The 21,619-nt window shown below is 49.2% G+C and carries 28 protein-coding genes and 1 pseudogene; 28 read left to right on the top strand and 1 reads right to left on the bottom strand.

Annotated elements, in window-relative coordinates:
• Positions 1-10 precede the first annotated feature (10 nt).
• The 28 genes and pseudogenes from H8Z83_RS03380 to H8Z83_RS03250 form a co-directional block, all read left to right on the top strand.
• On the top strand, positions 11-3,979 hold the full coding sequence (locus tag H8Z83_RS03380) for a tail fiber domain-containing protein (protein WP_187013753.1): 3,969 nt from the start codon (positions 11-13) through the stop codon (positions 3,977-3,979).
• Positions 3,980-3,989: 10 nt separating this feature from the next.
• Positions 3,990-4,169 carry a hypothetical protein gene (locus H8Z83_RS03375; RefSeq protein WP_130849584.1) on the top strand — a complete coding sequence of 60 codons (180 nt, stop codon included), beginning with the start codon at positions 3,990-3,992 and terminating at the stop codon, positions 4,167-4,169.
• Between the two features lie 23 nt (positions 4,170-4,192).
• A complete protein-coding gene (locus H8Z83_RS03370; protein ID WP_187013752.1) occupies positions 4,193-4,579 on the top strand; it encodes a hypothetical protein in 387 nt (128 codons plus the stop codon).
• A gap of 26 nt (positions 4,580-4,605) precedes the next feature.
• A complete protein-coding gene (locus tag H8Z83_RS03365) occupies positions 4,606-5,019 on the top strand; it encodes a phage tail fiber protein (RefSeq protein WP_187013751.1) in 414 nt (137 codons plus the stop codon).
• A gap of 13 nt (positions 5,020-5,032) precedes the next feature.
• Entirely contained in the window at positions 5,033-5,956 is a 924-nt protein-coding gene (locus H8Z83_RS03360; protein WP_187013750.1) for a hypothetical protein, read from the top strand.
• A 16-nt stretch (positions 5,957-5,972) separates the two neighbouring features.
• Positions 5,973-6,263 carry a hypothetical protein gene (locus H8Z83_RS03355; RefSeq protein ID WP_130849588.1) on the top strand — a complete coding sequence of 97 codons (291 nt, stop codon included), beginning with the start codon at positions 5,973-5,975 and terminating at the stop codon, positions 6,261-6,263.
• A gap of 14 nt (positions 6,264-6,277) precedes the next feature.
• On the top strand, positions 6,278-6,658 hold the full coding sequence (locus tag H8Z83_RS03350; RefSeq protein ID WP_187013749.1) for a hypothetical protein: 381 nt from the start codon (positions 6,278-6,280) through the stop codon (positions 6,656-6,658).
• Positions 6,659-6,769: 111 nt separating this feature from the next.
• The gene (locus H8Z83_RS03345; protein ID WP_187013748.1) at positions 6,770-7,861 is read left to right on the top strand and encodes a hypothetical protein; all 1,092 of its coding nucleotides are present in this window, start codon (positions 6,770-6,772) and stop codon (positions 7,859-7,861) included.
• Positions 7,862-7,941: 80 nt separating this feature from the next.
• The gene (locus H8Z83_RS03340) at positions 7,942-8,472 is read left to right on the top strand and encodes a hypothetical protein (RefSeq protein ID WP_187013747.1); all 531 of its coding nucleotides are present in this window, start codon (positions 7,942-7,944) and stop codon (positions 8,470-8,472) included.
• Between the two features lie 13 nt (positions 8,473-8,485).
• Positions 8,486-8,893 (top strand): hypothetical protein, encoded by a 408-nt coding sequence (locus H8Z83_RS03335; protein WP_187013746.1) that lies wholly within the window; start codon positions 8,486-8,488, stop codon positions 8,891-8,893.
• Positions 8,894-8,912: 19 nt separating this feature from the next.
• Positions 8,913-11,006: a DUF6273 domain-containing protein gene (locus H8Z83_RS03330; RefSeq protein WP_187013745.1), complete on the top strand. Its 2,094-nt coding sequence runs from the start codon at positions 8,913-8,915 to the stop codon at positions 11,004-11,006.
• A gap of 240 nt (positions 11,007-11,246) precedes the next feature.
• Positions 11,247-11,435: an Arc family DNA-binding protein gene (locus tag H8Z83_RS03325; protein WP_130849594.1), complete on the top strand. Its 189-nt coding sequence runs from the start codon at positions 11,247-11,249 to the stop codon at positions 11,433-11,435.
• Between the two features lie 32 nt (positions 11,436-11,467).
• Positions 11,468-11,932 (top strand): hypothetical protein, encoded by a 465-nt coding sequence (locus tag H8Z83_RS03320; protein WP_187013744.1) that lies wholly within the window; start codon positions 11,468-11,470, stop codon positions 11,930-11,932.
• A 27-nt stretch (positions 11,933-11,959) separates the two neighbouring features.
• On the top strand, positions 11,960-12,145 hold the full coding sequence (locus H8Z83_RS20115) for a DUF6273 domain-containing protein (protein ID WP_366463703.1): 186 nt from the start codon (positions 11,960-11,962) through the stop codon (positions 12,143-12,145).
• A gap of 184 nt (positions 12,146-12,329) precedes the next feature.
• Positions 12,330-13,493: a reverse transcriptase domain-containing protein gene (locus tag H8Z83_RS03315; protein ID WP_187013743.1), complete on the top strand. Its 1,164-nt coding sequence runs from the start codon at positions 12,330-12,332 to the stop codon at positions 13,491-13,493.
• A 66-nt stretch (positions 13,494-13,559) separates the two neighbouring features.
• On the top strand, positions 13,560-13,970 hold the full coding sequence (locus H8Z83_RS03310) for an isoaspartyl peptidase (RefSeq protein WP_130849596.1): 411 nt from the start codon (positions 13,560-13,562) through the stop codon (positions 13,968-13,970).
• Positions 13,970-14,239: a hypothetical protein gene (locus H8Z83_RS03305; RefSeq protein ID WP_187013742.1), complete on the top strand. Its 270-nt coding sequence runs from the start codon at positions 13,970-13,972 to the stop codon at positions 14,237-14,239. The genes H8Z83_RS03310 and H8Z83_RS03305 overlap by 1 nt, the downstream gene beginning before the upstream one ends.
• Positions 14,240-14,242: 3 nt before the next feature.
• Positions 14,243-14,836 (top strand): DUF4376 domain-containing protein, encoded by a 594-nt coding sequence (locus H8Z83_RS03300; RefSeq protein WP_187013741.1) that lies wholly within the window; start codon positions 14,243-14,245, stop codon positions 14,834-14,836.
• Positions 14,833-15,000: a hypothetical protein gene (locus H8Z83_RS03295; RefSeq protein ID WP_165449851.1), complete on the top strand. Its 168-nt coding sequence runs from the start codon at positions 14,833-14,835 to the stop codon at positions 14,998-15,000. Before H8Z83_RS03300 ends, H8Z83_RS03295 begins: the two co-directional genes overlap by 4 nt.
• A 7-nt stretch (positions 15,001-15,007) precedes the next feature.
• On the top strand, positions 15,008-15,451 hold the full coding sequence (locus tag H8Z83_RS03290; RefSeq protein WP_187013740.1) for a putative ABC transporter permease: 444 nt from the start codon (positions 15,008-15,010) through the stop codon (positions 15,449-15,451).
• Between the two features lie 92 nt (positions 15,452-15,543).
• The gene (locus H8Z83_RS03285) at positions 15,544-16,569 is read left to right on the top strand and encodes a tyrosine-type recombinase/integrase (RefSeq protein WP_130849600.1); all 1,026 of its coding nucleotides are present in this window, start codon (positions 15,544-15,546) and stop codon (positions 16,567-16,569) included.
• Positions 16,570-16,580: 11 nt separating this feature from the next.
• The gene (locus H8Z83_RS03280; RefSeq protein WP_187013739.1) at positions 16,581-17,336 is read left to right on the top strand and encodes a phage tail tip lysozyme; all 756 of its coding nucleotides are present in this window, start codon (positions 16,581-16,583) and stop codon (positions 17,334-17,336) included.
• A 61-nt stretch (positions 17,337-17,397) separates the two neighbouring features.
• Positions 17,398-17,682: a hypothetical protein gene (locus tag H8Z83_RS03275; RefSeq protein ID WP_187013738.1), complete on the top strand. Its 285-nt coding sequence runs from the start codon at positions 17,398-17,400 to the stop codon at positions 17,680-17,682.
• Position 17,683: 1 nt separating this feature from the next.
• Positions 17,684-18,538 carry an N-acetylmuramoyl-L-alanine amidase gene (locus H8Z83_RS03270; RefSeq protein ID WP_187013737.1) on the top strand — a complete coding sequence of 285 codons (855 nt, stop codon included), beginning with the start codon at positions 17,684-17,686 and terminating at the stop codon, positions 18,536-18,538.
• A gap of 1 nt (position 18,539) precedes the next feature.
• Positions 18,540-18,899, top strand: a complete 360-nt coding sequence (locus H8Z83_RS03265; protein ID WP_130849604.1) for a hypothetical protein — start codon at positions 18,540-18,542, stop codon at positions 18,897-18,899.
• 20 nt (positions 18,900-18,919) lie between these two features.
• Positions 18,920-19,249 carry a hypothetical protein gene (locus H8Z83_RS03260; protein ID WP_187013736.1) on the top strand — a complete coding sequence of 110 codons (330 nt, stop codon included), beginning with the start codon at positions 18,920-18,922 and terminating at the stop codon, positions 19,247-19,249.
• Between the two features lie 20 nt (positions 19,250-19,269).
• The gene (locus H8Z83_RS03255; RefSeq protein WP_187013735.1) at positions 19,270-19,716 is read left to right on the top strand and encodes a hypothetical protein; all 447 of its coding nucleotides are present in this window, start codon (positions 19,270-19,272) and stop codon (positions 19,714-19,716) included.
• 261 nt (positions 19,717-19,977) lie between these two features.
• A pseudogene (locus tag H8Z83_RS03250) lies at positions 19,978-20,442 on the top strand (lysine--tRNA ligase); the annotation flags it as partial.
• Positions 20,443-20,732: 290 nt separating this feature from the next.
• Here the strand turns inward: H8Z83_RS03250 and H8Z83_RS03245 are convergent.
• Complete coding sequence (locus tag H8Z83_RS03245; RefSeq protein WP_187013733.1) at positions 20,733-21,617, bottom strand: DUF3298 and DUF4163 domain-containing protein; 885 nt, start codon at positions 21,615-21,617, stop codon at positions 20,733-20,735.
• Between the last annotated feature and the right edge of the window lie 2 nt (positions 21,618-21,619).

Below are 21,619 nucleotides of genomic sequence, written 5' to 3'. Positions count from 1 at the left end.
GAGGCCAGAGGTGTATCTGGATTATTCTAAATTGGAAGCCAGCCAGATTAAGCAGCCCGCTTTGCGGTTGCAGACTCTGGCCGGTAAAGAGCTTGGGGTTATCCCTTGGGTCAGCAACCTTAATTTTGAATTGAACTATGCGGATGTAAGCCGCGTTGAGTTCGATGTTCCTCGGCATTCCGATGGGAAAATCAATCCGGTTTATCATTTGCTGACCAGCTACAAAATGCTGTTTACCGAACAACTTGGTATCTACATTCTTCAGAGGCCAGCTACATCAGGTGACGGTGTATCTGAGGTAAAGCATATTACCGGATACTCTATTGAGCAGCTTTTTGAGAAAAAGAAACTCTATTTGGAAGAAGGAACGTATAACTTCTGGAATCCTGTTCAGCCGGAGGATACTATTCTGGGCCGTATTCTGGAATTGGATACGACATGGAGTATTGGGTATGTTGACCCCAAGCTGATTGGATGTTATCGCACCTTTGACGAGTACGATAGCGACGCCTTGAGTTTTTGCTATGGCAGTGCTATGGAGAAGTATAACTGCACGATTGTGTTTGACGTGTACGCCAGGACAATTAGTGCTTACGACGCGGGCAAAAGCCGTGGAACCGTACCTATCTATCTGAGTTATCAGAATTTGGTGGACGCGGTTGATCTGGAAGAGCTTACCGATGATATGGTGACAAAGCTCCATCTGTACGGATCGGACGACCTGAGTATTCGGGATGTAAACCCGATCGGCACAGACTACATGGTAAACCTGTCATACTTCATTTCCAACGGCGATTTTGATGTGATCGCCGAGGGCAGCACAGTTACTTTGGCCGAGCGTGTCAAGAGCTGGAATGCTGCAATTAAAAGCAACCAAACTCACTACACCAATCTGGTAGCAGCACGGGCATCCAGAACCGCCCAAAGGCTGGCGGAGGAAGTGACACTCGCTTCGCTGAAAGGCGATTTGGAAGTCCTGACTACGCAACAAAGCGTAATTATCCAGACAATGGCTCTGGAATCCACTGCCGCTGGAAAGACAAGTCAACAGCAACAGCTGACAGAGATCAATGAGAAAATCTCTGCAAAGAACTCTGAGATTGAGGCGCAAGAAACAGTGATTGCGAATTTGCAGGCAGAGATTGATCGGTATACCACTGATATTCAGGGTGTTGTAGAGCAGCTGTCTATTTCCAAGTATTTCACAAAAGCCGAACAAAAAATCCTCAACCACTATTTGATTGAGGGCGAAGCGGCAGAAGAAACTTTCGTTGCGACCGATGTAGATACATCGGCTTCTGGTGCCATCTCCACATTGCAGGGGGAGGTTACATTGACCGGGGCTGATATTGCACAGGCAAGTCTTAACGGTAAAAGTATGTATGCTATTGCGGGCGGCGTTTTGAAAATTGCCAGCGCAAAGCTGACGGCAGACATTGTGCGTGGTACTTTGGAGGTTAACCCAAGTACAAACGAATATGTACTGACGGTGTACATGGGATCTACGACGTTTGATGAGCATAGCTTCCCGAGCGGACTTGTTACTGCATCCGGCATACTTTCTCAGTTCAGCAGTGATATTTCTCCTGTTTCTCAGGATGGGGTAACGGAGAACAAAGGCACCCAGATTTCTTTTGAGGCGGGCACATCCAAGCTGTTTTTCACAGTAAATGTGAACGAGTATCAAAAATATTCTGTGGCGCAAGAGCTGTACGCATTTGGCGAAGAGCTTTTGGATGAATGGGCATGGCCTGTTTACGAGTTCTCCATTGATACGGCTAATTTCTTGTTCCAGAAAGAATTTGAGCCGTTTAAGAATAAATTGGAGTTCGGCAAGAGCATTTATCTGAACGTCGGTGATGGTGGTGTGATCGAGCCGAAGCTGATCGGGGTAGCTCTGGACTTTGGGAACCCCGAGAAGTTGACATTGACCTTTTCTAATCGTTTCCAAAAACGTGACGTAGTTGCGAATTGGCTGAGTGAGGTCAATAAGGTCAGTGCGTCCAGCCGCAGTTTTGATACCAGCAAATACCTCTACAACAGAACTGCGAATAAGACTACTCAGGTTTCGCAGTTTATGGAGAACGCCTTGAATGCGGCAGTAAACACCATTATTGGTGCAAGTAATCAGAGCGTTGTGATCAATGGTGCGGGTATCCAAGTGGGTGGTGACAGTAAGTATCAACTGCGTATCGTGGACAACATGATTGCCATGACTGACGATGGTTGGAAGACTGCTAAACTGGGTATCGGTCGGTTTTACTCCGATGCGAAAACAGGTCTCAAAGATGATAAGGGTAACGATATCCTGATTGGAGAGACATGGGGTATCAATACAGAACTGCTTGCGGGTAGTCTCATTATTGGTAACAACCTCGTCTTGGAGAACGCCAACGATAACGGCGTAATGCAATTCAAGGTGGACGCCACTGGAGCGTGGTTGTATAACGCCTCGTACATTATGCAGCATGACGACGGTGGCCTGATGATCTTCGATCCGAAGTATGGTATCGTGGCCGGCAATAAGCTCCTGTTCAATACTAACGGTACAACCGTGACCCCGGAGTTTATTGACGATTGGGGCGATATCAAGTTCGATGCGGACGGTATGCCTGAGAACGCAAACTTCTATCTGGATCTTCGAGACGGCAGCGCTTATTTCAGAGGAAGAATCAAGGCCGACTCCGGTTCGATTGGCGGGTGGGAACTGGCCGAGAATGAGCTTCATTGTGGATCAAACTCTACTTTTGTTGCCCTCAACTCTTCCAAGGATACCAATTCGCTGTATGCGATTTGGGCGGGTGCTACAAAACCTGAGAATGCAAAATTCTGGGTAAAGCGAGACGGCACACTGCACGCAAGAGATGGCGAGTTTAGCGGTACGCTCTCTGCCTCAAGACTGAGCGGAAATCTGACCGCCGATCCACAATCTGGTGGATGGCTGAAAGGCTGCGGTATTGATGTAAACAACGGCGCGTTCTATGTCGATCCGTCCGGCAATGTCACTATGAAGGGCAGCATCAATATGGCGGACGGCAGCATTACTTGGGGCAGCGGCAACAGCCCGTGCTTGGTGTTGTATTGCAGTATTGCCGCCTCACCTCCTACCGGGTCATACAACTCGTATCCGTCCAGGGGAAGTACCAGTTGGCACAAGTCTATCAATGACGGAGATCTCTATGCTTCTTATACCTACGATGGCGGAGTGACCTGGACTTCGGCGATTAAGATTCGCGGTGAAGACGGTCAGAATGGTAAAGACGGCCAGGATGGTATGGACGGAAGCGATGCGACCGTCAATGAGCGAAACGTTTTTAATGTTTTGACAAATGGCGGTACAAAGTTTGGCGTTTTTAGTGATTCTTCGACGCGCAAGCTGTATATCAATGCAAGCTATATTCGTGCAGGTCAGATTGACGCCGATTTGATCACTCTTGGCAGTGAGTATGGTGGATTCTGTTGCGCGAGGGGCAGCGACGGCGTGAGTTTTACTTACGGCGCTAAAATGTACGGAAGTGATGATGAATACTACTTTATTGCGACCAACAAAGGTGTGCGTATGCAGGCACCGGATCATGGTTTTACCATTACAAACAATGGTTTGTTTGCTGATGAAGAGATCTCGGTCGGATCTGATAGGAGATTGAAGCAAGCGATCGAGTACAGAATGGACAAGTACGAGAATTTCTTTATGAAGCTGAAACCTACTCAGTATCAGCTAAAAGCTGGAAAGTCTAAGAGACTTCATACTGGATTTATCGCGCAGGACGTTGAGCGTGCATTGTTGGAAAGTGGTTTGACGACGAATGACTTTGCCGGCCTGACAATTACTCCTGTCCAAGAAGTCAATCCCAAAGACGGTATTGATGACGTTTTCTATCGTCTGCGGTATGGGGAGTTTATCTCTTTGAATACCTACATGATTCAAACGCTTTACCGTCGCATCTCCGAACTGGAAGAAAAAATCAAGTCTTTGTAAGGAGGACTATATGAAGGATCAAGTTATGCAGCAACTGGGATTCGTGCTGAATGCGCTGAACAATGTCTATGTAAAAGGCAAGGCGAATTTGGCAAATCTGAGTGGTAGTATCGCCATTCTCGAAGAGGTTGCCGACGTTTTGAACAATGCGGAAATTGTTGAAGCTACTTCAAAATCCGCTGAAAAATAATATTTGAAAGGGCGGTGATAGGTATGAATTGTGATTACAGCCCTTACTCACTTCCTACCATCGACTTTGTGGGAGGATCAACGCAGGAACTTGTGTTCCACACGTTCTTTTCACAAAACAAAAAGCCGTTTGATCTATCCTCCTGTACGGCCAGTTTTGCGTTGATCAATTTTGTCAACAAAAACGGATCACCGCTTATTGCCAAACCGATGGAGGTTAGTAAGAGTGAGGACGGCGACGGAACTGTAACAAATGTTCTGCGTGTGGTGTTGCTGCCAGAGGAAACGGTAGATCTGGTCGGTAAGTTTATCTATCAGATTACTATTCAGGATATCTCAGGGGAAATTGAGATTCCGGATCAGGGTATTATTCGCATTGCGAACAATATCAACAAAAGTTTCCCTCATTAAGCAACAAAGAAAATCATTGAGAAAGGATGAGGACGATGAATACGACCTATTTTCTGAATTTGGTGTCAGGCAATGTGTTTGGCTCCAAGAAAACCCCGGCTGTGCCGGAGAAGTATTATCTGGGTCTGAGTAGCGCCGCGCCTGCTCTGGATGGCAGTGGCGTTGTTGAGCCTGGTGATGGCACCGGCTATGCTCGTGTAGAGCTGACTTCTTTGAGCGCCCCTGTTAATGGCGTCGTGACCAACAATGCTGCGATTGATTTTGCGGAGAGCACTTCCGAGTGGGGCACTATGACCCACTTTGTTGTTTACGATGCTCTGACTGGTGGCAACCTGCTGATGTACGGCGAGCTGTCTGCAAGTCGTCGTGTTGAGGCTGCAACCATCATGACCATCAAGCTGGGTTCTCTGAACCTGTCTGTGGTGAACCCGACGGCATAAGGAGCGATAGGAGATGAAGGAGTACGATATTTTCCTGAAACAGCGTTTGACTGAAGGTTCAATCATCGTTTACTCCCTCCCATTTCGTGATGGCGTATCAGCTGTAAACAGAGTAGTTTTGCGGGCGATGCTGTCATATTTCAGCCTGCAAAAGAAAATTGCAGTGGCAAATCAATCTGCTCTGTTGTCGGAGATCGACGAGATGCTGGCTACGGTCAGTGAGAAAATCGGTGATCAAGTTTGTCTGGAAGCGAGCGCCGCACTTACTATCAAGTATCGAAACGAACTGGAGCAGGCAGCGATGAGGCTGGATATCCCAGCTTTCACGCTGTTTGCCCAGAGTTTCTTTGCCTTGGAAAGTCAAATCGGTATCAAAGTTAGCCAGCCGATTGCTTATGCTAAGAGTTCCCTTGGCGATGCGCAGAGTGCAATGGCGATTGTAGCAAAAAGTCTTGCGGAACAAAAGCAAGTCTTTGACACTATTCAAAATCAGACTGTTTTTGGTGCAAATGATCTTGCATTTCGGAAACACGATTTTGAGTCAGGCAGTAGTGCGATCGGTATTGACCAGACAAGCCCGGAGCTGCTTTATCGCTATACAACAGGAATGGAGGCCGCATTTGCGATTGCGGCAAGCATTGGAGAAACAGAGTTCCACTATTCTCTGGGGGACGGTAGCAATGCAATCGGTATTGAGACTTCCGAACCAGAAACCATTGCAGAAAAGAAACTGCAAATTGGTAATGCTATCGAAATGTTCTACGAACTGGTTGTCGAGACGATCAGCTTGTTTGCTGTGTCAAATGATGCAGAGATCCTAATGACACTGAATGCGGGCATGAAGCGCTACCGCCTGTTGTCAGATCTGGACGATAAAACCTTGGCAGAGATCGACGATATGACTCTGGAAGAGTTGGACTTTGTTGTACTTGCTTAGGAAAGGAGTAAGAAAAATGTCACAGGCACATTTGGGTTGTTTCAGCGGGACTGTGACGCCGAATGTCAATATGCTGGATATCTTCAAACAGAATGAGCGTGCGGATAACCCCAATAGCATTTTGAACTTCGGTCAAATGTCGCTGCGGAAGCTCAGTATGATTTGTCCAGAAGGAACGAAAGTGAAAATCAACGGGAAGGAGATCCCACTGATCACTGGTATTTTTGAGCTGGGCATGGATCAGATTAACATTACGTCTCTGGAATTTTCTGAGGCGGTTAATGTCAATATTTACTATATGTTCTGAGAGGAGGCACAATTATGGCTGATTTGAGCTGGATTTCTGCCTTGACCAATCAGGGCGGAGGTGGCGGATCTGGCGGTGTTTCTAACTACGATCAGTTGACGAACCGGCCTGTTATCAACATTGCTGGTACAGGTATTGTAATCAGCTCTTTGGCGACTGGCGTTTATAACATCGAAGGTACATGGAAAATCACGGACGACGATGTGGAGCGTGAGACGCTGGCTGACGATTTGTTCTACGTGATGAACGATCGCACGGAAAGCAAGCTGACATGGATCAGTGCAGGCCAGATCAAGACCTATGGCGTACCTACTGGCGGCAGCGCTGCCGATATCAAGGAGAACGCAATCGCAACTGCCGAAGAGGTAGTACGCGAAATGGTTGGCACATTCTAATTTATGCCACCTGTTGCAAAAAGCAACAAAGAAAACAATCGTGTGTAAACGGGTAAACACCCTTTACAAATACACCAATCCACAATACGTGAGAAGGAAGGATGAATTGCTATGACTGAGAACTACAAACTTGTGTACCATGGTAATAAGGTTAACCTGCCTGCCGTCCGCGACGCTGGTAGCTTCTACCTGACCGACGACACCCGCGAGCTGTATTTCGGTGACAAGAAGTACGGTGAGGGCGTCCGTCTCTATACCAGCGCTGAGGGTAAGCCTACCACTCCTGCCGAGGGCGTGATCTATGTCAATACCGATACCGGTGTTGGCGAGGTCTACAATAGCTCCGCTTGGGTCGTTGTGATCAAGGGTTATGCTACCGCTATCGGCAAGAACGCTGATGACAGCACTGTGCCTACCAGCAAGGCTGTGAAGGACTACACCGATGCGAAGGTCGCAGAGGTTGCCGGCATTGTTGATGGTCTGGGCGCTCTGGCAAAGAAGGACGAGGTGAGCGAGACCGAGCTGGAGGCTACCCTGAAGGCCAAGATCAACGGCAAGGCTGAACAGACCGATCTGGATACCGCCAATGGCAAGCTGACCACTCTGATTGGTGCTGATGCCGGTAAGTCTGCCCGTACCATTGCCAATGAGGAGCTGGCTGCCCAGCTGATCCCCGAGAGCGCCAAGGAGTCTCTGAATACTCTGGCCGAGATCGCCGCTTGGATTCAGTCTCACCCCGATGACGCCTCTGCGATGAATCAGGCTATCACCGCCCTGAAGAACCTGGTTGGCACTCTGCCCGAGGGGGCTGTCAGCGACACTGTGGTTGCCTACATCAAGGAGTATACTGACGGCGCTATCGCCGCTCTGAATATCGGTGACTATGCCAAGGCTGCTGACCTGACTGCTGCTATTGGCCGCATCGCTGCTCTGGAGAAGGATACCCACACCCACGCTAACAAGGCCCTGCTCGACACCTACGATCAGACCAACGAGAATCTGAAGGACGCTGTTGCCAAGAAGCACAGCCACGCCAACAAGACCGAACTGGATAAGATCGTTGAGGGCGACAAGGCTAAGTGGGATGCTGCGGCTGCAAAGGCTCACGAGCACGCCAACAAGACCGAGCTGGACAAGATCGCCGAGGGCGACAAGGCTAACCTGGACGCTGTTGTTGCAGCTCTGACTGTCGGTACGTTCTGATCAGGGAATCCGGTAAACTGACCGAGGAGGGAGCGGCTTAGATGCCGCCCCTCCTTTTTCAATTAAAGGAGGTGTACAAATTGTCCCTATTCAACGTAAATCAGACGGTTGCCAGTAAAGCGCGGAATACATCTACGGTTCCGATCAAGGACAAGCAATTCCTTATCGTAACTGATTCAGGTGACATCTTTTACGATTCTGACGGAACACGTGTTCAGTTGACGGATATCATCGTCCTGGACACAGAGTCACAACGTCTTGCGCTGACCTCACCGTTCGAGAAGTTCTACTTCGTGAAGGGATCTGGCGCTCTTTGGAGATATAACAACAGCTCATGGGTCAAATATTCCGGTGGTGGAAGTACGTCGGTTGACAAGGTGCTGTCTGTTGCGTCTTGGTCAGACAATAAACAAAATATTGAGATTTCTGGACTGACGGCAGATCAAAACGGCATCGTGGGTTTGTCTCAGAGTGTGTCCATGGAGGAAAGAGAGGCGGCAGAAACCGCCAGCCTTTATGTTTGTGGGCAGCAGGACGGTTCCTTTACTGTCGCCATTGGTGGAGACAAACCTACGTGTGATATCCCGATCACGGTTATTCTGTTCGGTTAAGGAGGGATGAGCTGTGAGCCAAACAACGACGAACTATGGGCTTATCCTGGAAGACGATTCTTCGACAAAATTTAAGGACTGGCGTGAAGCAATCAACGGTGCATCTAACTCCAACTTCATTAAGGTTGACGAGATTTTGGCGGAGAAAGGCGACAAGAGCGTGAGTATTGAATGTACGCTGATCGCCAGCTCATGGGTAGGGGTAGATGCTCCGTTTACGCAAGAACTGGCCGTCACTGATCTTGGTGCTGCGCAAAACGGTAATATCTCGGTCGCTCATAGCGCAACTTTTGAGCAACGTGAGATGGCACGAGATGCCAAACTCTGCGTAACCGGGCAGTCTGATGGAAAGCTCATTATCTCAGCAGACGGTGAAATGCCCGATATTGATATCCCTGTGGTAATCACTCTCCTGGGATAAAAGAAAAGGAGGATTCAATATGCCTATTCTTGGCAATTTCCCCTCTGGTGGTGGAGGCGGAACAGGCGGTCTGACCCTGGCCGCTGTGACAGATATTCAGACCTTGGCCGCTGCCGGCAAGGTTTATGTGAAGTGGACTGACCCTGACGATCTGGTTGTGGCCGGCTCCACACTGGCAGCATGGGGCGGTACTCTGCTGGTGCGTAAGGCAGGTAGTGCCCCCGTAAGCCGTCGTGATGGTACGGTAGTCTTGGATAGCAAGACTCGCAATGCGTATCAAAATAAATATTTCTGCGATTCCGGCCTGACAGACGGCGTAACCTACTACTATAAGTTCTTCCCCTACACTACGCAAGGTTCCTATACGGACAGCGCAGACGACGAGTTCAACAAGACACCCACTCCCGTGGCAGTTGGCAATGTGTCCAGCATGAGTGCTATTGCCGCTGGTAACGGCAAGCTGGCGCTGAAATGGACTGATCCTTCGGCTACCATGGTGAATGACGGCGTAACGCTGGCGACCTGGGCGAAGACTACTGTAGTAGTTAAGGCGGGCGGTTATGCTACTGATCCCGACGACGTGGATGCTGCATATCGGCTGGTGGTAACGACTCGCAATCAGTATGCCAGTAGCCCGCTGATTGTTACCGGTCTGCAAAACGGAGTGACCTATTATGTGTCGTTCTTCCCGACTTCTACAGACGGAGCAGTAAACACGAGCACTGCCAATCGTGTCACCGGCGTACCTAATCGACTTGCAATCTCTACGGTTCCCAGTCAGAGAGGTAGCCTGACATATACGGGCAATACTCAAAGCCCGTCATGGAGCAACTATGATAGCTCCAAAATGACATTGGGTGGAGTTACAAGCGGCATCAATGCCGGAAGCTACAACGCCGCCTTCACTCCCAAGGACGATTATTGCTGGTCTGACGGCAGCACATCTGCTAAGACGGTACGCTGGGCTATCAGTAAGGCAGCAGGCTCTTTGAGTCTGAGTGCGACGAGCGTAGTTCTGAATAGTTCGGCCAAAAGCAAGACAGTCACCGTTACCCGCGCCGGCGACGGCGCAATTTCCGCACAAACCAGTGACGCCAGTGTTGCTACGGTTTCTGTCAGCGGGAACGTGGTGACTATCCAAAGCGTGAACGATAAGACTGGTACGGCGAAAATCACTATCAGTGTAGCCGCTGGTACAAACCATACTGCCCCTGGCAGTAAGACGGTCGCGGTGTCTGCGGAGTTCCTTCCTGCTGTCGGAACTGCATTGAACGACTGCTCTTGGGAAGATATCAGCAAGATCGCTGCGGCTGGTTTGGCAAGCACATACTGGTCAGTCGGCGCAACAAAGACCATTACCATCAACGGTACAGTTGGAACGCTTTCTCTTTCCAACCTGTCTGTTGATGTTTTTATTTTGGGCTTTGACCACAACAGCTCTGTCGAGGGCAGCAACAGGATTCACTTCCAGATTGGTAAGATCAGTAGTAGGTTGATTGGCCTGATTGACAGTGGCTACAATAGCTATTATACCAATGGTACAAAGTATTTCAATATGAACCATTGGGGCAACTATAACTATGGTGGCTGGGCTGGTTGTGACCTGCGTTACGATGTTTTGGGTAGTACCGATGTGCCTCCTTCTGGCTACGGTTCTACTGTAACTACATCCAGAGTTGGTTATAACGCAAGTGCCACTTGTGCTACAAACCCTGTTGCGAATACGCTGATGGCTGCGCTTCCTGCTGACCTGAGAGCGGTTATGAAGGGCGTTACCAAATACGCCGATGCCGTTGGCAACAGCTCCAATGTGGCTGCGAATGTCAAGGCATTCACCGACTATCTGTTCCTGCTGGCTGAGTTCGAGGTACAGGGCACTCGTTATTATGCTAACCAGTATGAGCAGAACTACCAGAAGCAGTACGCCTATTACTCTTCCGGTAACAGCAGGGTCATGTATAGACACAACGCTACCGGCTCTACGGCGTGGTGGTGGCTCCGCTCTGCTTATTACAACAACTCTTACACTTTCTGCGGTGTGTACACTGATGGCAGCGCCAACAATAACAGTGCAAGGTATGCGGCTGCGCTCGCGCCCGGCTTTGCTGTCTAATCCTCCGCAGAGTATCCCAATCCATATCCCGCCCATGAAAATGGGCGGGTTTCCCGATAGGACAGATAAGGTAACAGATACGGAGACAAAAAAACAAAAGCGGAGGCGGCGCTTTGCGCCGCCGACGCGATTTTTAGAAAAATGCCCTATAAAATGCTATCACTTAACAGTCTAAATACTGCATACAAAAGCTGAAAATAGCACTAAAATATTTATGTGCAGGTAAGTGGGAGGTTGAGTATGGCATCAAACAAACGTGTTTTCACGCTGCGTCTATCTGATGAGGTGTTTGATAAGATTGGTGCGCTGGCGACAAAACAGCATCGCTCCATGACAAACTACATCGAGTTTGTGCTTTTGAAACATCTGGAAGAAGTCGAAAAAGCGGAGGGAGCGATTACTGCTAATCAAACTAAGTCAGATGAATAGGGCAAAAGACCATTCACCAGAGAGGTAAAAGAATGTCTGTATTGAAAGCAAGGCGGACTACGAGTAAGGCTGAGTATGTCAATACTGCTAACCAAATCTATGTAGAAACGCTGAATTTTCTCACAAGGATGTCTGCACGGTATTCCAGACTTTTGGCCGAACCTGTGGCTAAGTTGGCTGGAGAAGTAGTGGATCATGCTGAGAAAGCGAACAGTATTTTCCCATCAGACGATCAGAGAATTGAGTTACGCAAAGCGCATTTGCTGGAAGCAAGAGCTTCCTTAAAAGCACTGGATGTCAGACTTACGCATTGCTATCTCGTGATAATGAAGAACCCCGAGGGATGTTTTACAACTTCTAAGGGAAATTCAGTATCTCCGAAGGAGGCAACGGAAAAGTTAGACAGAATGGCTGCAAGTCTTGGGGAAATGATTGACAACGAAGATGAGTTGATCAAAGGGACTCTGAAATCGTTAGGGCAAATCAAAAAGAGCTAAATCTTTATTGGGTGTATTTCTGAAAACGTGTCCTTGGTGTTTTCGCCGCCTTTGGCGGCGTGGTGGTGGCTCCGCTCTGCTAATTACAACAACAATAACAATTTCTGCAATGTGAACACTGATGGCAGCGCCAACAATAACAATGCAAGGAATGCGGCTGCGCTCGCGCCCGGATTTTGCGATGCGGGGTCACATGGAGTAACCGATAGGTGAAAGACGACCCTCGCAAAAGGAGAGATACTTCCCTGGGTGAAAATCCCTAAAACTGCCCTTTGACGACCTTACACGGACGCTGCTTGCATGGCGGGGTACTTGCGCTATCCTCGTTTCATGTGTCGGGTCAAAGTAGTTTAGACGCGCACCTACAAGACAACTATGCGGAGGGCGAATACTTTTTATGACAAGCGAAGAACGCCGAGAGGCAAGATATCATCGCAGGAAATCAAAGCGACAAGCAAACAGACTGAAACGAAGCAAAGAAGTCGGTACACTTCAAGATGTTTTCAACTATCACGATATGTTCTTCTATGGGAGAAAATGTTGTACGGGTGTCCGTTGGAAACAGAGTACGCAAAACTTTGAGCTTCACTTATTTTCTGGAACAGCCAAGAGACGGCGTGAAGTTTTGGATGGTAAGTGGAAACAAAAGAAGTGCGCACATTTCACCATTTCTGAGCGTGGAAAAGTGCGACCGATTGATGCCCCGCACATCGACGATCGGCAGATTCATAAGGTTTTCACAAATGAAGTCCTCATTCCCCTTTATCATCCGAGTATGATTTGCGACAATGGAGCAAGTCAGAGAGGTAAAGGACTACATTGGCATTTCCGCAGGCTAACACAGCAGCTTGCATGGCATTACCGACGCTATGGAAGAGAAGGAGGTATATTCCTTCTTGACTTGAAGAGCTTCTTTCCGAATGCTAATAGAGATATCATCTATCGTCGGCATCAGCAAGTAATGTTTGATCCGCAGATCCGAGCAGTGGCAGACGCGATCATTGACTATGCGCCTTATGGCAATGCGCCTGGTAGAGGTATGCCTTTGGGTGTGGAACCAAGCCAGCAGGAGATGGTGTCTCTCCCAAGTGCGATTGACAACTATATCAAGTGTCAACTTGGTCTTCACTGTGCGGGTCACTACATGGATGACTACTATGTTATTTACCATGATATTGAAGAACTGAAACAGATAGCGAGAGATATTGTTAAAAAGTTTGAGTCTTTCGGTATTAGGGTGAATAAGAAAAAGTGTAAAATCATTCCGCTTACAAAGCCGTTTAGGTTTTGTAAAGCTCGTTTCACATTGACGGAAACCGGAGCAATCAAGATCAACGGTAGCCGTGATGGTGTGAAGCGTGCAAGGCGTAAGTTGAAAATGTTCCATAGGGAATATCTTGCCGGTAGGAAAACACTTTTCGAGATAGATCAATACATGGAATGCCAGACTGCGTACTACAGGAATTTTGACGATCACGGCAGGTTGTTACGGTTGAGACGGCTGCACTATGCCATGTTTAGTCGGTATAGAGAGCAAGAACAACTAAAGAAGTCCGCGTAAAAAATAACTAACAGATTGCACTCGAAGCAAGTCTTCGGGTGTTTTCTTATTTGGAGGTATATCACGGTGAACCACAATAGCTATATCACAGTAAAAAGAGCAAAATTCAAGACTATTAGCGGCGAAGTAAATATCCCATACGGCACGAAGCTGGAAGTAGGTGGAAATGTTTTGCTGCACAACGGGAAACCGGTATGTGCCGTGTTCAGTGATTGCGCATATGAGTTCTTTGCGCAAAACGACGATGGACAAGGGCTTCTGCGTGGAAAACTCATTCAAACCATCAAGTCTACGCTTGCAAAGCATGATGAGGCACATCAGGATAGATGGGATAAGATTTGGGATGATCCCCGCTGCCAGCAGTACAAGTGCAGTGATCGTGATGATTTCTGGCTTTGGAATCACGATTTCTATAATGCTGAAATCGAAGATCTGAAACATATCGCCAAGTTGATTGGTGCAAAGGAGGTCAAGTAATGTATCGGATTATCAAAATTGACGGGACAGAATTGGGCATTACTGATTCTGTCAACTACATTCGTTATGGTGATAACGGATGTTTTACTCCGGCCACCCGTGAAGATGCTATTGGTGTGGCATTCAAGAGTGTAGCCTATAATCTGGTTGGGCACGAAGACATTGAGGGTGCCGGTACTGTCGTTGTCTCAGAGATCGACGGTGGGCAAGAACTCAAAAGCCATCAGACTACCATCGAGGGTCTGATTCGGACGATTTTGGAGGGCTGAGAAATGAAGGACAAACTGAGAGAAATGTATGAAAATGGCCTGCGTGGAATCGAACCCTCCATTTCAGCGGGTGGCCTTTTGAAGGCCGTTGCGAATGGTTGGATCACGACCGAAGATGCAGTGGAAATCCTTGGCAGTGACAATGCCTTGGAAACTGTACGTGCAGCGAAACTCTTGGAAATTTCCAAGGCTTGCAACGCGGTCATCGTAGCCGGCGTAGACGTACCTATCGGGGATCGCCGTGACCACTTCAATCTGAAACTGGAGGATCAGAGCAATATCAACAACCTGTTCCGTGTGGTTGAGCTGGGTGGTACTGAGTACCCCTATCAGGCCGATGATGGAACCTGCACGGTGTATTCTGCTACGGAAATCGCTCAGATTTACGTAGCGGCTCAGACGCTGATTACCAGTCAGACGGCATATCACAATGCTCTCAAGAGCTATGTCAATGCCATGGCGGACGCTGAGGAGATCGCTGCTGTGCAGTACGGTATGGATCTGCCCGAACCCTATGCTGCAGCTTTGTCTGAGAAGATGGCAGTAGCCCAGGCTCAGATGGAAGCTATCATGCAAAAGCTGGGCGGTGTCGCATGAGCAGTGTTGAGCTGATTGCGGAACTAACCGACATCTGCATTCGTCAGGCCGAGATCATTAAGGCGCAAGCCTTTATGTTGGCACAGTTCGGCGCTGAGGTCAAAGAGGAAGAGGCACTGCGGGAACAAAACCGGCTGAAAGAAATTGCCGGGGAATGGGAGTAAGATAAGCATGGAACGGAAACGAATTGGAAAGTGGGTGCTTTCTGTTCTGCTCTGGTTTTGGACTGGCGGTGTGTATTTCTTCGGTGAGGTCATCTGGAAGACTTCTCAGGGCAGGCCAGAAACGATCAGTTGGACGATGTTTGCGTTGGCGATTATTCTGGCCGTCCCCCTGGAACGCTTCGGAGCAGAGCTTCCCTGGGGAATGCCGCTGGTAGGGCAGGCGTGTATCTGTGCTGCCGCGATTACAGCGTTAGAGTTCGTTACCGGACTTGTTTTGAATGTGTGGCTTGGTTTGGGAGTGTGGGATTATTCGCACTTGGCCGGGAATATCCTGGGACAAATCTGCCCGCAGTTTACTTTGCTGTGGATTGTCCTATCCGTTGTGGGCATTGTCATACTGGACTGGATGAGGTATGCGGTAGAGGGTGGAGAGAAGCCCCGCTACACATAACAGAATAAAACAGCTATTTGCTAACCATTTTTTAAGAGCCGCACCTTTTTTAGGTACGGCTCTTTCTTCATACGAAAAAGGAGGTGAGAGTTATGGGACGGAAGACGAGACAAAACAAGATCACCAGCCCGGAATTGATCGCCCAGATCAACCCGAAGAACATTCGGCTGATGAACGATTTTCTGGAATACCTGCGGAGTATCGGCAAGGCGGATTCCACCGTTAAGGCATATACGAGCGATTTGTATATTTTCTTCGTGTGGGTACTCCAAAATGCGGACAACAAGTATTTCCCGGAGATTAGCAAGCGTGACATCATCTCGTATCAAAACTGGCTGTTGCGGAACAATGAGAACTCTCCCGCCCGTGTGCGCCGGCTGAAGAGTACGTTGTCATCTTTGAGCAACTACATCGAAGCAATCTTGGATGACGAGCTTCCCAACTTCCGGTCAATCGTCCGCAAGATCGAGAATCCGGTAAATGAGCCGACCAGAGAGAAGACGGTGCTGACCGACGAACAGGCAGATCAACTCTTGGACTATCTGATGGAGCGCGGGCAGTACGAGAAAGCCTGCTGCTTCGCTTTGGCGCGGTATTCTGGACGGCGCAAGTCTGAGCTGACGCGATTCAAAGTGTCGTACTTCGACGACGAGAACATCATCTATGGCACGTTTTACAAAACGCCTGAGAAAGTCAGAACGAAGGGCAAGGGCGTCAATGGAAAAATGCTTACCTGCTATGTGCTGGCAAAGCCTTTCAAGCCCTACTTCGATGCGTGGATGGCGAAGCGGGCAGATCTGGGTATCGAAAGTGAGTGGCTGTTCCCTGACAGGGACGATCCTACGAAGACGGTGCCTATCTCTACACTGAACAGCTGGGCGGAGACCTTCTCCAATATTCTGGGTATCCCTGTGTATTGGCATAGTCTCCGGCACTTCTTTACGACTTCACTTGCCAAGGCAAACCTGCCCGATTCTGTGATCAAGACCATCATTGGATGGGAGAGCTTGGAAATGGTGGATATCTACAAGGATATCGACGATGAGGACGAAATCGGCAAGTATTGCATGAACGGTGAAATCGTCGGGCAGAAGCAAGCCGCGCTTTCTGATCTGTAAGGAGGTGCGAGATGAACGAACTGACAATTCATGACTACCTTCAAAAGAAGGGATTGAATGAGTATGGGATCGCTGGGTTGATGGGCAACTTGTTTGCCGAAAGCGGCCTTAATCCTCGGAATTTGCAGAACAGTTATGAAAACGTCCTTGGCATGAATGACAATGCTTATGTAGCTGCTGTGGATAACGGTACCTACACAAATTTCGTGCAGGACAAGGCTGGTTTTGGCCTTGCTCAGTGGACGTTTTGGACTCGGAAGCAAGCCCTGCTGGATTTTGCTAAGTCGTCTGGAAAGTCTATCGGCGATCTCGCTATGCAGCTGGGTTTTCTTTGGAAAGAGCTGTCCGAGAGCTACCCCGGCGTGCTGGCGATGTTGCGGGCGGCAACCTCTGTATTGGAGGCTTCCAATGCTGTGCTGCTGAACTTTGAGAAGCCAGCAAACCAGAGTAAGGATGTTCAGAAGAAGCGTGCTGAGTATGGGCAGCGGTACTATGACCAGTTTGCCTCACAGACTGCTCCTGCGTCCGACTCTGATTTGAAACAGTTCAGAAAACTCTTTCAGGAAATGAGAGCTGAACTGCAGGACAACGACTGCGGCCAGTGGAGCGCTGAGGCGCGGCAGTGGGCGTTGGATATGGGTTTGATTACCGGCAACGGGACTGTCATCAATGGTGAACCTAACTATATGTGGCAAGACCTTGTTACCCGTGAACAGTTCGTGACGGTGCTCTACCGTCTTGCTCAAATCATGGGGTCGCCGGCATGAAAAGTATCTACGGTTAGTAACGAAAATATCTGACCGTTCGGAAATAAAGAGGTGAACTTCAATGGTCGATATCAACAACATTGTATCCCGTGGTGGGTACCTGGTGGATGGCGCGACAGGAGAGAAAGTCCTGTTCTATGAGTGCGATCCCAGAAAAAACACGGAATGTAATCGTGAAATGTGTCGGGGCGACGGGGCAGAGGATGAGGGTGGCTTCGGGTTCTGCTCTAAGACACTCGATCCGCGTTTCCGTAAAGACGGCGGTAAGGCTTGGTACGCTGTGCTGAAGACATCAGAGGACGGCGGCGAGCCTTACTGGGGCAGAGAATACGTGGAGGTGGTTTGAAATGATGACAGTTCAAGAATGTATCCAGTACGTTGAAAGCCATCTGGAGATCCGCCCTGCGACGGATAACGGAGCTTATACCAGCGGAAGAACGATTAGACCTGCCGGCTGCGTAAACCATTCTGTTGGCTGTGCCCAACCTTCTGTCGATGTGTTTTTCAACGCGATGAACAAGTCCAGTGCGGGCTGGGGTGTTAATGCTCTCCTTGGTGACTTCCATAAGGGTGAAGGGCGAATCGTTCTCACCTTGCAATGGAATGGTCGCCCGTGGGGATGCGGCTCCGGTAGTAAGGGTTCATGGAATAACACGAAGGTGCAGTGGGAGATTTGCGAACCCGCAGGCCACACCTATGCTGGCGGCACGATGGTCGGATACGACGTGGCGAAAAACCAGCGCTATTTTGACCGGATGTGGAAAATGGTCGTGGCATGGAATGTCTATATGGTCAAGAAATTCGGATATCCGATTTCTGGGATCAGCGATCATGCAGAGTCATATCGTGCCGGCTATGGCTCCAACCATGGCGACGTGGGACAGTGGTGGCCGAAGCATTGCAAGAGCATGGATGCTCTGCGGAAGGAAGTTCAGGAAATTCTCAATGGCGAAACGGAGGATGATGACATGGATGTAGCACGCTTCAAAGAACTCTGGGGTGAAATGCGTAAGGAACTCCAGGACAATGACGCAAGCGCATACAGCGCAGAAGCACGCGAGTGGGCAACGAAGAATGGTCTGATCGCCGGTAATGGTACAACCGTCAACGGCGAGCCGAATTGTATGTGGGGCGACATTTTGACCCGCGAGCAGTTCGTCACCGTTCTTTATCGTTGGACTCAGATGATGGGTAAGGCGTAAAATGACCATCTCAATCGAGCGTGGTAAGAAGAAAAGCAAGCCGAAATCGAAGAGGCCACGCCTTGGGTTTACTAACTGGCTTGCTGTATGTATCATGATTTTCCTTGCCGCTGGACTGGCTGGCGGCTTTTACCTTGCTCGACTGAGTATCGTATATGGGTATACCGGAGCGCTGGCTTGCTATACGGCGGCTTTTGCTCCGATAGGAACTGCCTGCAGCATTGTGCTCAGTAAAATTGTACACAAGAGCGAGGTAGAAAACTCTGGTGCTGATGGAGAAGGAATTAAATTCGCAACTGCTAAAGCACACAATTTTTGTGAGGATGGCATAGAGGGCAGCAAAGAAAGCCCTGCAATATGAAAAAAGGAGGATAGAGTGCTATGGATTCTGAATGGGTACGACTGATTGTATCGGTGTTGTCTGGTCTTGCCGCAACTATCCCGCTGGTAATCCAGCTGGTGAAGTATGTGCGGAAAACGATCCAGGACAAAAACTGGCCGGAAGTTGTTAAGCTCGTTACCAGTTACATGGAACGCGCCGAGACGATGTTCGAGAAGGGTGCAGATCGGAAGGAATGGGTCATGGCTATGGTTAAGGCTTCTGCCGATACTGTAAATTATGATCTCGATATGGACAAGATTTCCGATCTGATTGACAGTCTGTGCGATATGAGCAAGATTGTCAACGGCACCTCCAATACGGTGCGATAAGCACTTTGGAGGGACATGACATGAACATGGGAGAGATCTTGGGATGGAGCGGCGGAACGCTCCTTTTGCTTATGACCTTTGTTCAGATTGCCCCGATCAAGGTAAATCCTTGGTCATGGTTGTCAAAGAAGATTGGCAGAGCAATCAACGGTGAGGTGTTGAATGAGATCGCCGACATCAAAAAGGAACAACGTGAGACACAGGACAAGCTCGAAAAACATATTCAGGACGGTGATGAGCGAGATGCGAGTATGCACCGCCAGCGTATTCTGCGGTTCAACATTGAGCTTATGAGGGGCGAGGACTTTACACATGAGTGTTTTAATGATATGCTCCTTGACATCGACGAGTATGAGAGATTCTGTGAAACACACCCCGGATATAAGAACAACCGAGCGGTCATGGCTATTGCCAACATCAAGCGGGTATACCAAGACCATGAGAAAAACGGTGGGTTCCTTGTATGAATGAAGAGGGGTACAGAAATGTACCCCTCTTTTTTTCGCCAATAGTCTCTATTTGACATGGGTGGTATTGGTGTGTATAATATATAAGGTATGTACAAACCACGAAGCCTATCTGGGGTTTCAAGGCGTTACCCCAAATTTTACCCCATTTGACTATCACAAGATAAAACAAGATAAAAGCAAAATGGGCAAAAAGTTTTGGATTTCATGTAAAATGCGAGGTAATAAAGCCTGATAAGACAAGATAGAGCATACCGTGAATTGTTCCCGACCATGAAGCCGCTGGATACCGACAAGAAGGCTGAAAAGGCCATTTCCGTGCCTGCCGCGGCTCCCGTGCAGGAGAAGATCGACTTCTCCAACGTGAAGATCGAACCCATCTTCAAGGATATGGTGGATTTTGACACCTTCTCCAAGAGCGATTTCCGTGCCGTGAAGATCCTGGCCTGCGAAGCGGTGAAGAAGTCCAAGAAGCTGCTGAAGTTCACTTTGAATGACGGCGAGCGCACGGATCGCGTGATTTTGAGCGGTATCCATGAATATTATGAGCCGGAAGAGCTGGTCGGCAAGACGGCCATCGCCATCGTGAACCTGCCTCCCAGAAAGATGATGGGCATTGATTCCGAGGGTATGCTGATCTCCGCTGTTCATGAGGAGGACGGTCACGAGGGCCTGAATCTCCTGATGGTGGATGACCGGATCCCCGCCGGCGCGAAGCTGTACTAAGATTTGCGTTTCTGTCAAAAGTCAAAATGAAAGGGCAGTCCCGATTGGGACTGCCCTGAGACTGTCGATAAAGTAGTAAATTCTCCGCGACGGTAAGGAAGGGTGTGCGCGGGAAACCCAAGAGGGGTGTCCCGCGCCATTAAAATCCTAAGTTTTCAGAACTTTTATGAAGTTCTGAAAACTTGCTCAGCGGGGAGAAAAGACTTTTTCGACACGCTGAGGGCAGTCCCGATTGGGACTGCCCTTTTTGCAAATTGAGTTGTAAGGACTGTTTTACGGCTGCGAAAATATCAGTCCAGGCCCAGCACCGCCCGACCGCTGTCGCTCCAATAGCTGTCCAGTGCGGCGTAGGGGAAATGGAACTCCTGCGGGCCGTTGGCGTAAGAGGCCAGCTCGTAGGCGGAGAAGATCACCGTCAGACCGTCCGCGTCAAAGGAGGCGGCGTAGTCGCTGCTCCATTTCTCCAAAGTCTCCCGGTAATTATCCCAATAGACATCGGAGAGGGACTGCCCCTCCAGCTCCGGTGTCGATGCGATCTGTTCCTCCGCCTGTACCTCGATCATATCCGCCACTGCCAGCGTGAAGGTCTGGGGATCGGCAGCCAGCTCCGAGATGGTGAGGAACATGCCGCTGTCCAGATCATAGTTCCATGCGAAATACACGGTGTTGGGGTGCGCACCGCCCAGATAGCTGTAATAATCGGCGGCAATGCTGATGAGGGTGCCGGTGCGGTAGCAGGTGTAAGTCAGTTCCTCTGAAAGAGGAGCCATATGGTCCTCGGAAAACATCTCAGGCATATCCCGATACAGATCCTTCACAAAGGAAATGTTTTCCTCTGAGGAATTTGATTCCCGCCACTGGTCGAAATTTTCGTTAAAGGTATGGACCCGGTCCATGGCCTGCTCCTGCGCAGGGGTGGAAGGATCTTCGATCAGCGCACCGTTGGCGTAGGCCTGCAAATGAGGGATTTGGAAATCAATAACCATCAAAGTGGTGCCGTCCTCCGCTGTCACCGTTTGTTCATAGGGGTCGGTGGACACTTCATAAGTAATTTCCTCTGTATCCGCAGCGGGAGGCGGCGTCGGGGATTCCGGCATGGGGAGCGGAACAGCGCCGCAGCCGCCCAGCAGCGCCGGCAGGCATAGGGCCAGAATCAGAGAGAGATACTTTTTCATGT

This window comes from Dysosmobacter segnis (assembly GCF_014297285.1).
GTDB classification, from domain to species: domain Bacteria; phylum Bacillota; class Clostridia; order Oscillospirales; family Oscillospiraceae; genus Oscillibacter; species Oscillibacter segnis.
The sequence above is the reverse complement of the archived record's forward strand: the minus strand, read 5'-3'. Positions and strand labels throughout refer to the sequence as shown.

What these genes read in the sequence shown, in the direction of transcription:
- H8Z83_RS03375 (WP_130849584.1), top strand. Translation starts at nt 3,990, where the DNA reads ATGAAGGATCAAGTTATGCAGCAACTGGGATTCGTGCTGAATGCGCTG.
- H8Z83_RS03370 (WP_187013752.1), top strand. Translation starts at nt 4,193, where the DNA reads ATGAATTGTGATTACAGCCCTTACTCACTTCCTACCATCGACTTTGTG.
- H8Z83_RS03365 (WP_187013751.1), top strand. Translation starts at nt 4,606, where the DNA reads ATGAGGACGATGAATACGACCTATTTTCTGAATTTGGTGTCAGGCAAT.
- H8Z83_RS03360 (WP_187013750.1), top strand. Translation starts at nt 5,033, where the DNA reads ATGAAGGAGTACGATATTTTCCTGAAACAGCGTTTGACTGAAGGTTCA.
- H8Z83_RS03355 (WP_130849588.1), top strand. Translation starts at nt 5,973, where the DNA reads ATGTCACAGGCACATTTGGGTTGTTTCAGCGGGACTGTGACGCCGAAT.
- H8Z83_RS03350 (WP_187013749.1), top strand. Translation starts at nt 6,278, where the DNA reads ATGGCTGATTTGAGCTGGATTTCTGCCTTGACCAATCAGGGCGGAGGT.
- H8Z83_RS03345 (WP_187013748.1), top strand. Translation starts at nt 6,770, where the DNA reads ATGACTGAGAACTACAAACTTGTGTACCATGGTAATAAGGTTAACCTG.
- H8Z83_RS03330 (WP_187013745.1), top strand. Translation starts at nt 8,913, where the DNA reads ATGCCTATTCTTGGCAATTTCCCCTCTGGTGGTGGAGGCGGAACAGGC.
- H8Z83_RS03325 (WP_130849594.1), top strand. Translation starts at nt 11,247, where the DNA reads ATGGCATCAAACAAACGTGTTTTCACGCTGCGTCTATCTGATGAGGTG.
- H8Z83_RS03320 (WP_187013744.1), top strand. Translation starts at nt 11,468, where the DNA reads ATGTCTGTATTGAAAGCAAGGCGGACTACGAGTAAGGCTGAGTATGTC.
- H8Z83_RS03315 (WP_187013743.1), top strand. Translation starts at nt 12,330, where the DNA reads ATGACAAGCGAAGAACGCCGAGAGGCAAGATATCATCGCAGGAAATCA.
- H8Z83_RS03305 (WP_187013742.1), top strand. Translation starts at nt 13,970, where the DNA reads ATGTATCGGATTATCAAAATTGACGGGACAGAATTGGGCATTACTGAT.
- H8Z83_RS03300 (WP_187013741.1), top strand. Translation starts at nt 14,243, where the DNA reads ATGAAGGACAAACTGAGAGAAATGTATGAAAATGGCCTGCGTGGAATC.
- H8Z83_RS03295 (WP_165449851.1), top strand. Translation starts at nt 14,833, where the DNA reads ATGAGCAGTGTTGAGCTGATTGCGGAACTAACCGACATCTGCATTCGT.
- H8Z83_RS03290 (WP_187013740.1), top strand. Translation starts at nt 15,008, where the DNA reads ATGGAACGGAAACGAATTGGAAAGTGGGTGCTTTCTGTTCTGCTCTGG.
- H8Z83_RS03285 (WP_130849600.1), top strand. Translation starts at nt 15,544, where the DNA reads ATGGGACGGAAGACGAGACAAAACAAGATCACCAGCCCGGAATTGATC.
- H8Z83_RS03280 (WP_187013739.1), top strand. Translation starts at nt 16,581, where the DNA reads ATGAACGAACTGACAATTCATGACTACCTTCAAAAGAAGGGATTGAAT.
- H8Z83_RS03275 (WP_187013738.1), top strand. Translation starts at nt 17,398, where the DNA reads ATGGTCGATATCAACAACATTGTATCCCGTGGTGGGTACCTGGTGGAT.
- H8Z83_RS03270 (WP_187013737.1), top strand. Translation starts at nt 17,684, where the DNA reads ATGATGACAGTTCAAGAATGTATCCAGTACGTTGAAAGCCATCTGGAG.
- H8Z83_RS03265 (WP_130849604.1), top strand. Translation starts at nt 18,540, where the DNA reads ATGACCATCTCAATCGAGCGTGGTAAGAAGAAAAGCAAGCCGAAATCG.
- H8Z83_RS03260 (WP_187013736.1), top strand. Translation starts at nt 18,920, where the DNA reads ATGGATTCTGAATGGGTACGACTGATTGTATCGGTGTTGTCTGGTCTT.
- H8Z83_RS03255 (WP_187013735.1), top strand. Translation starts at nt 19,270, where the DNA reads ATGAACATGGGAGAGATCTTGGGATGGAGCGGCGGAACGCTCCTTTTG.
- H8Z83_RS03245 (WP_187013733.1), bottom strand. Translation starts at nt 21,617, where the DNA reads ATGAAAAAGTATCTCTCTCTGATTCTGGCCCTATGCCTGCCGGCGCTG.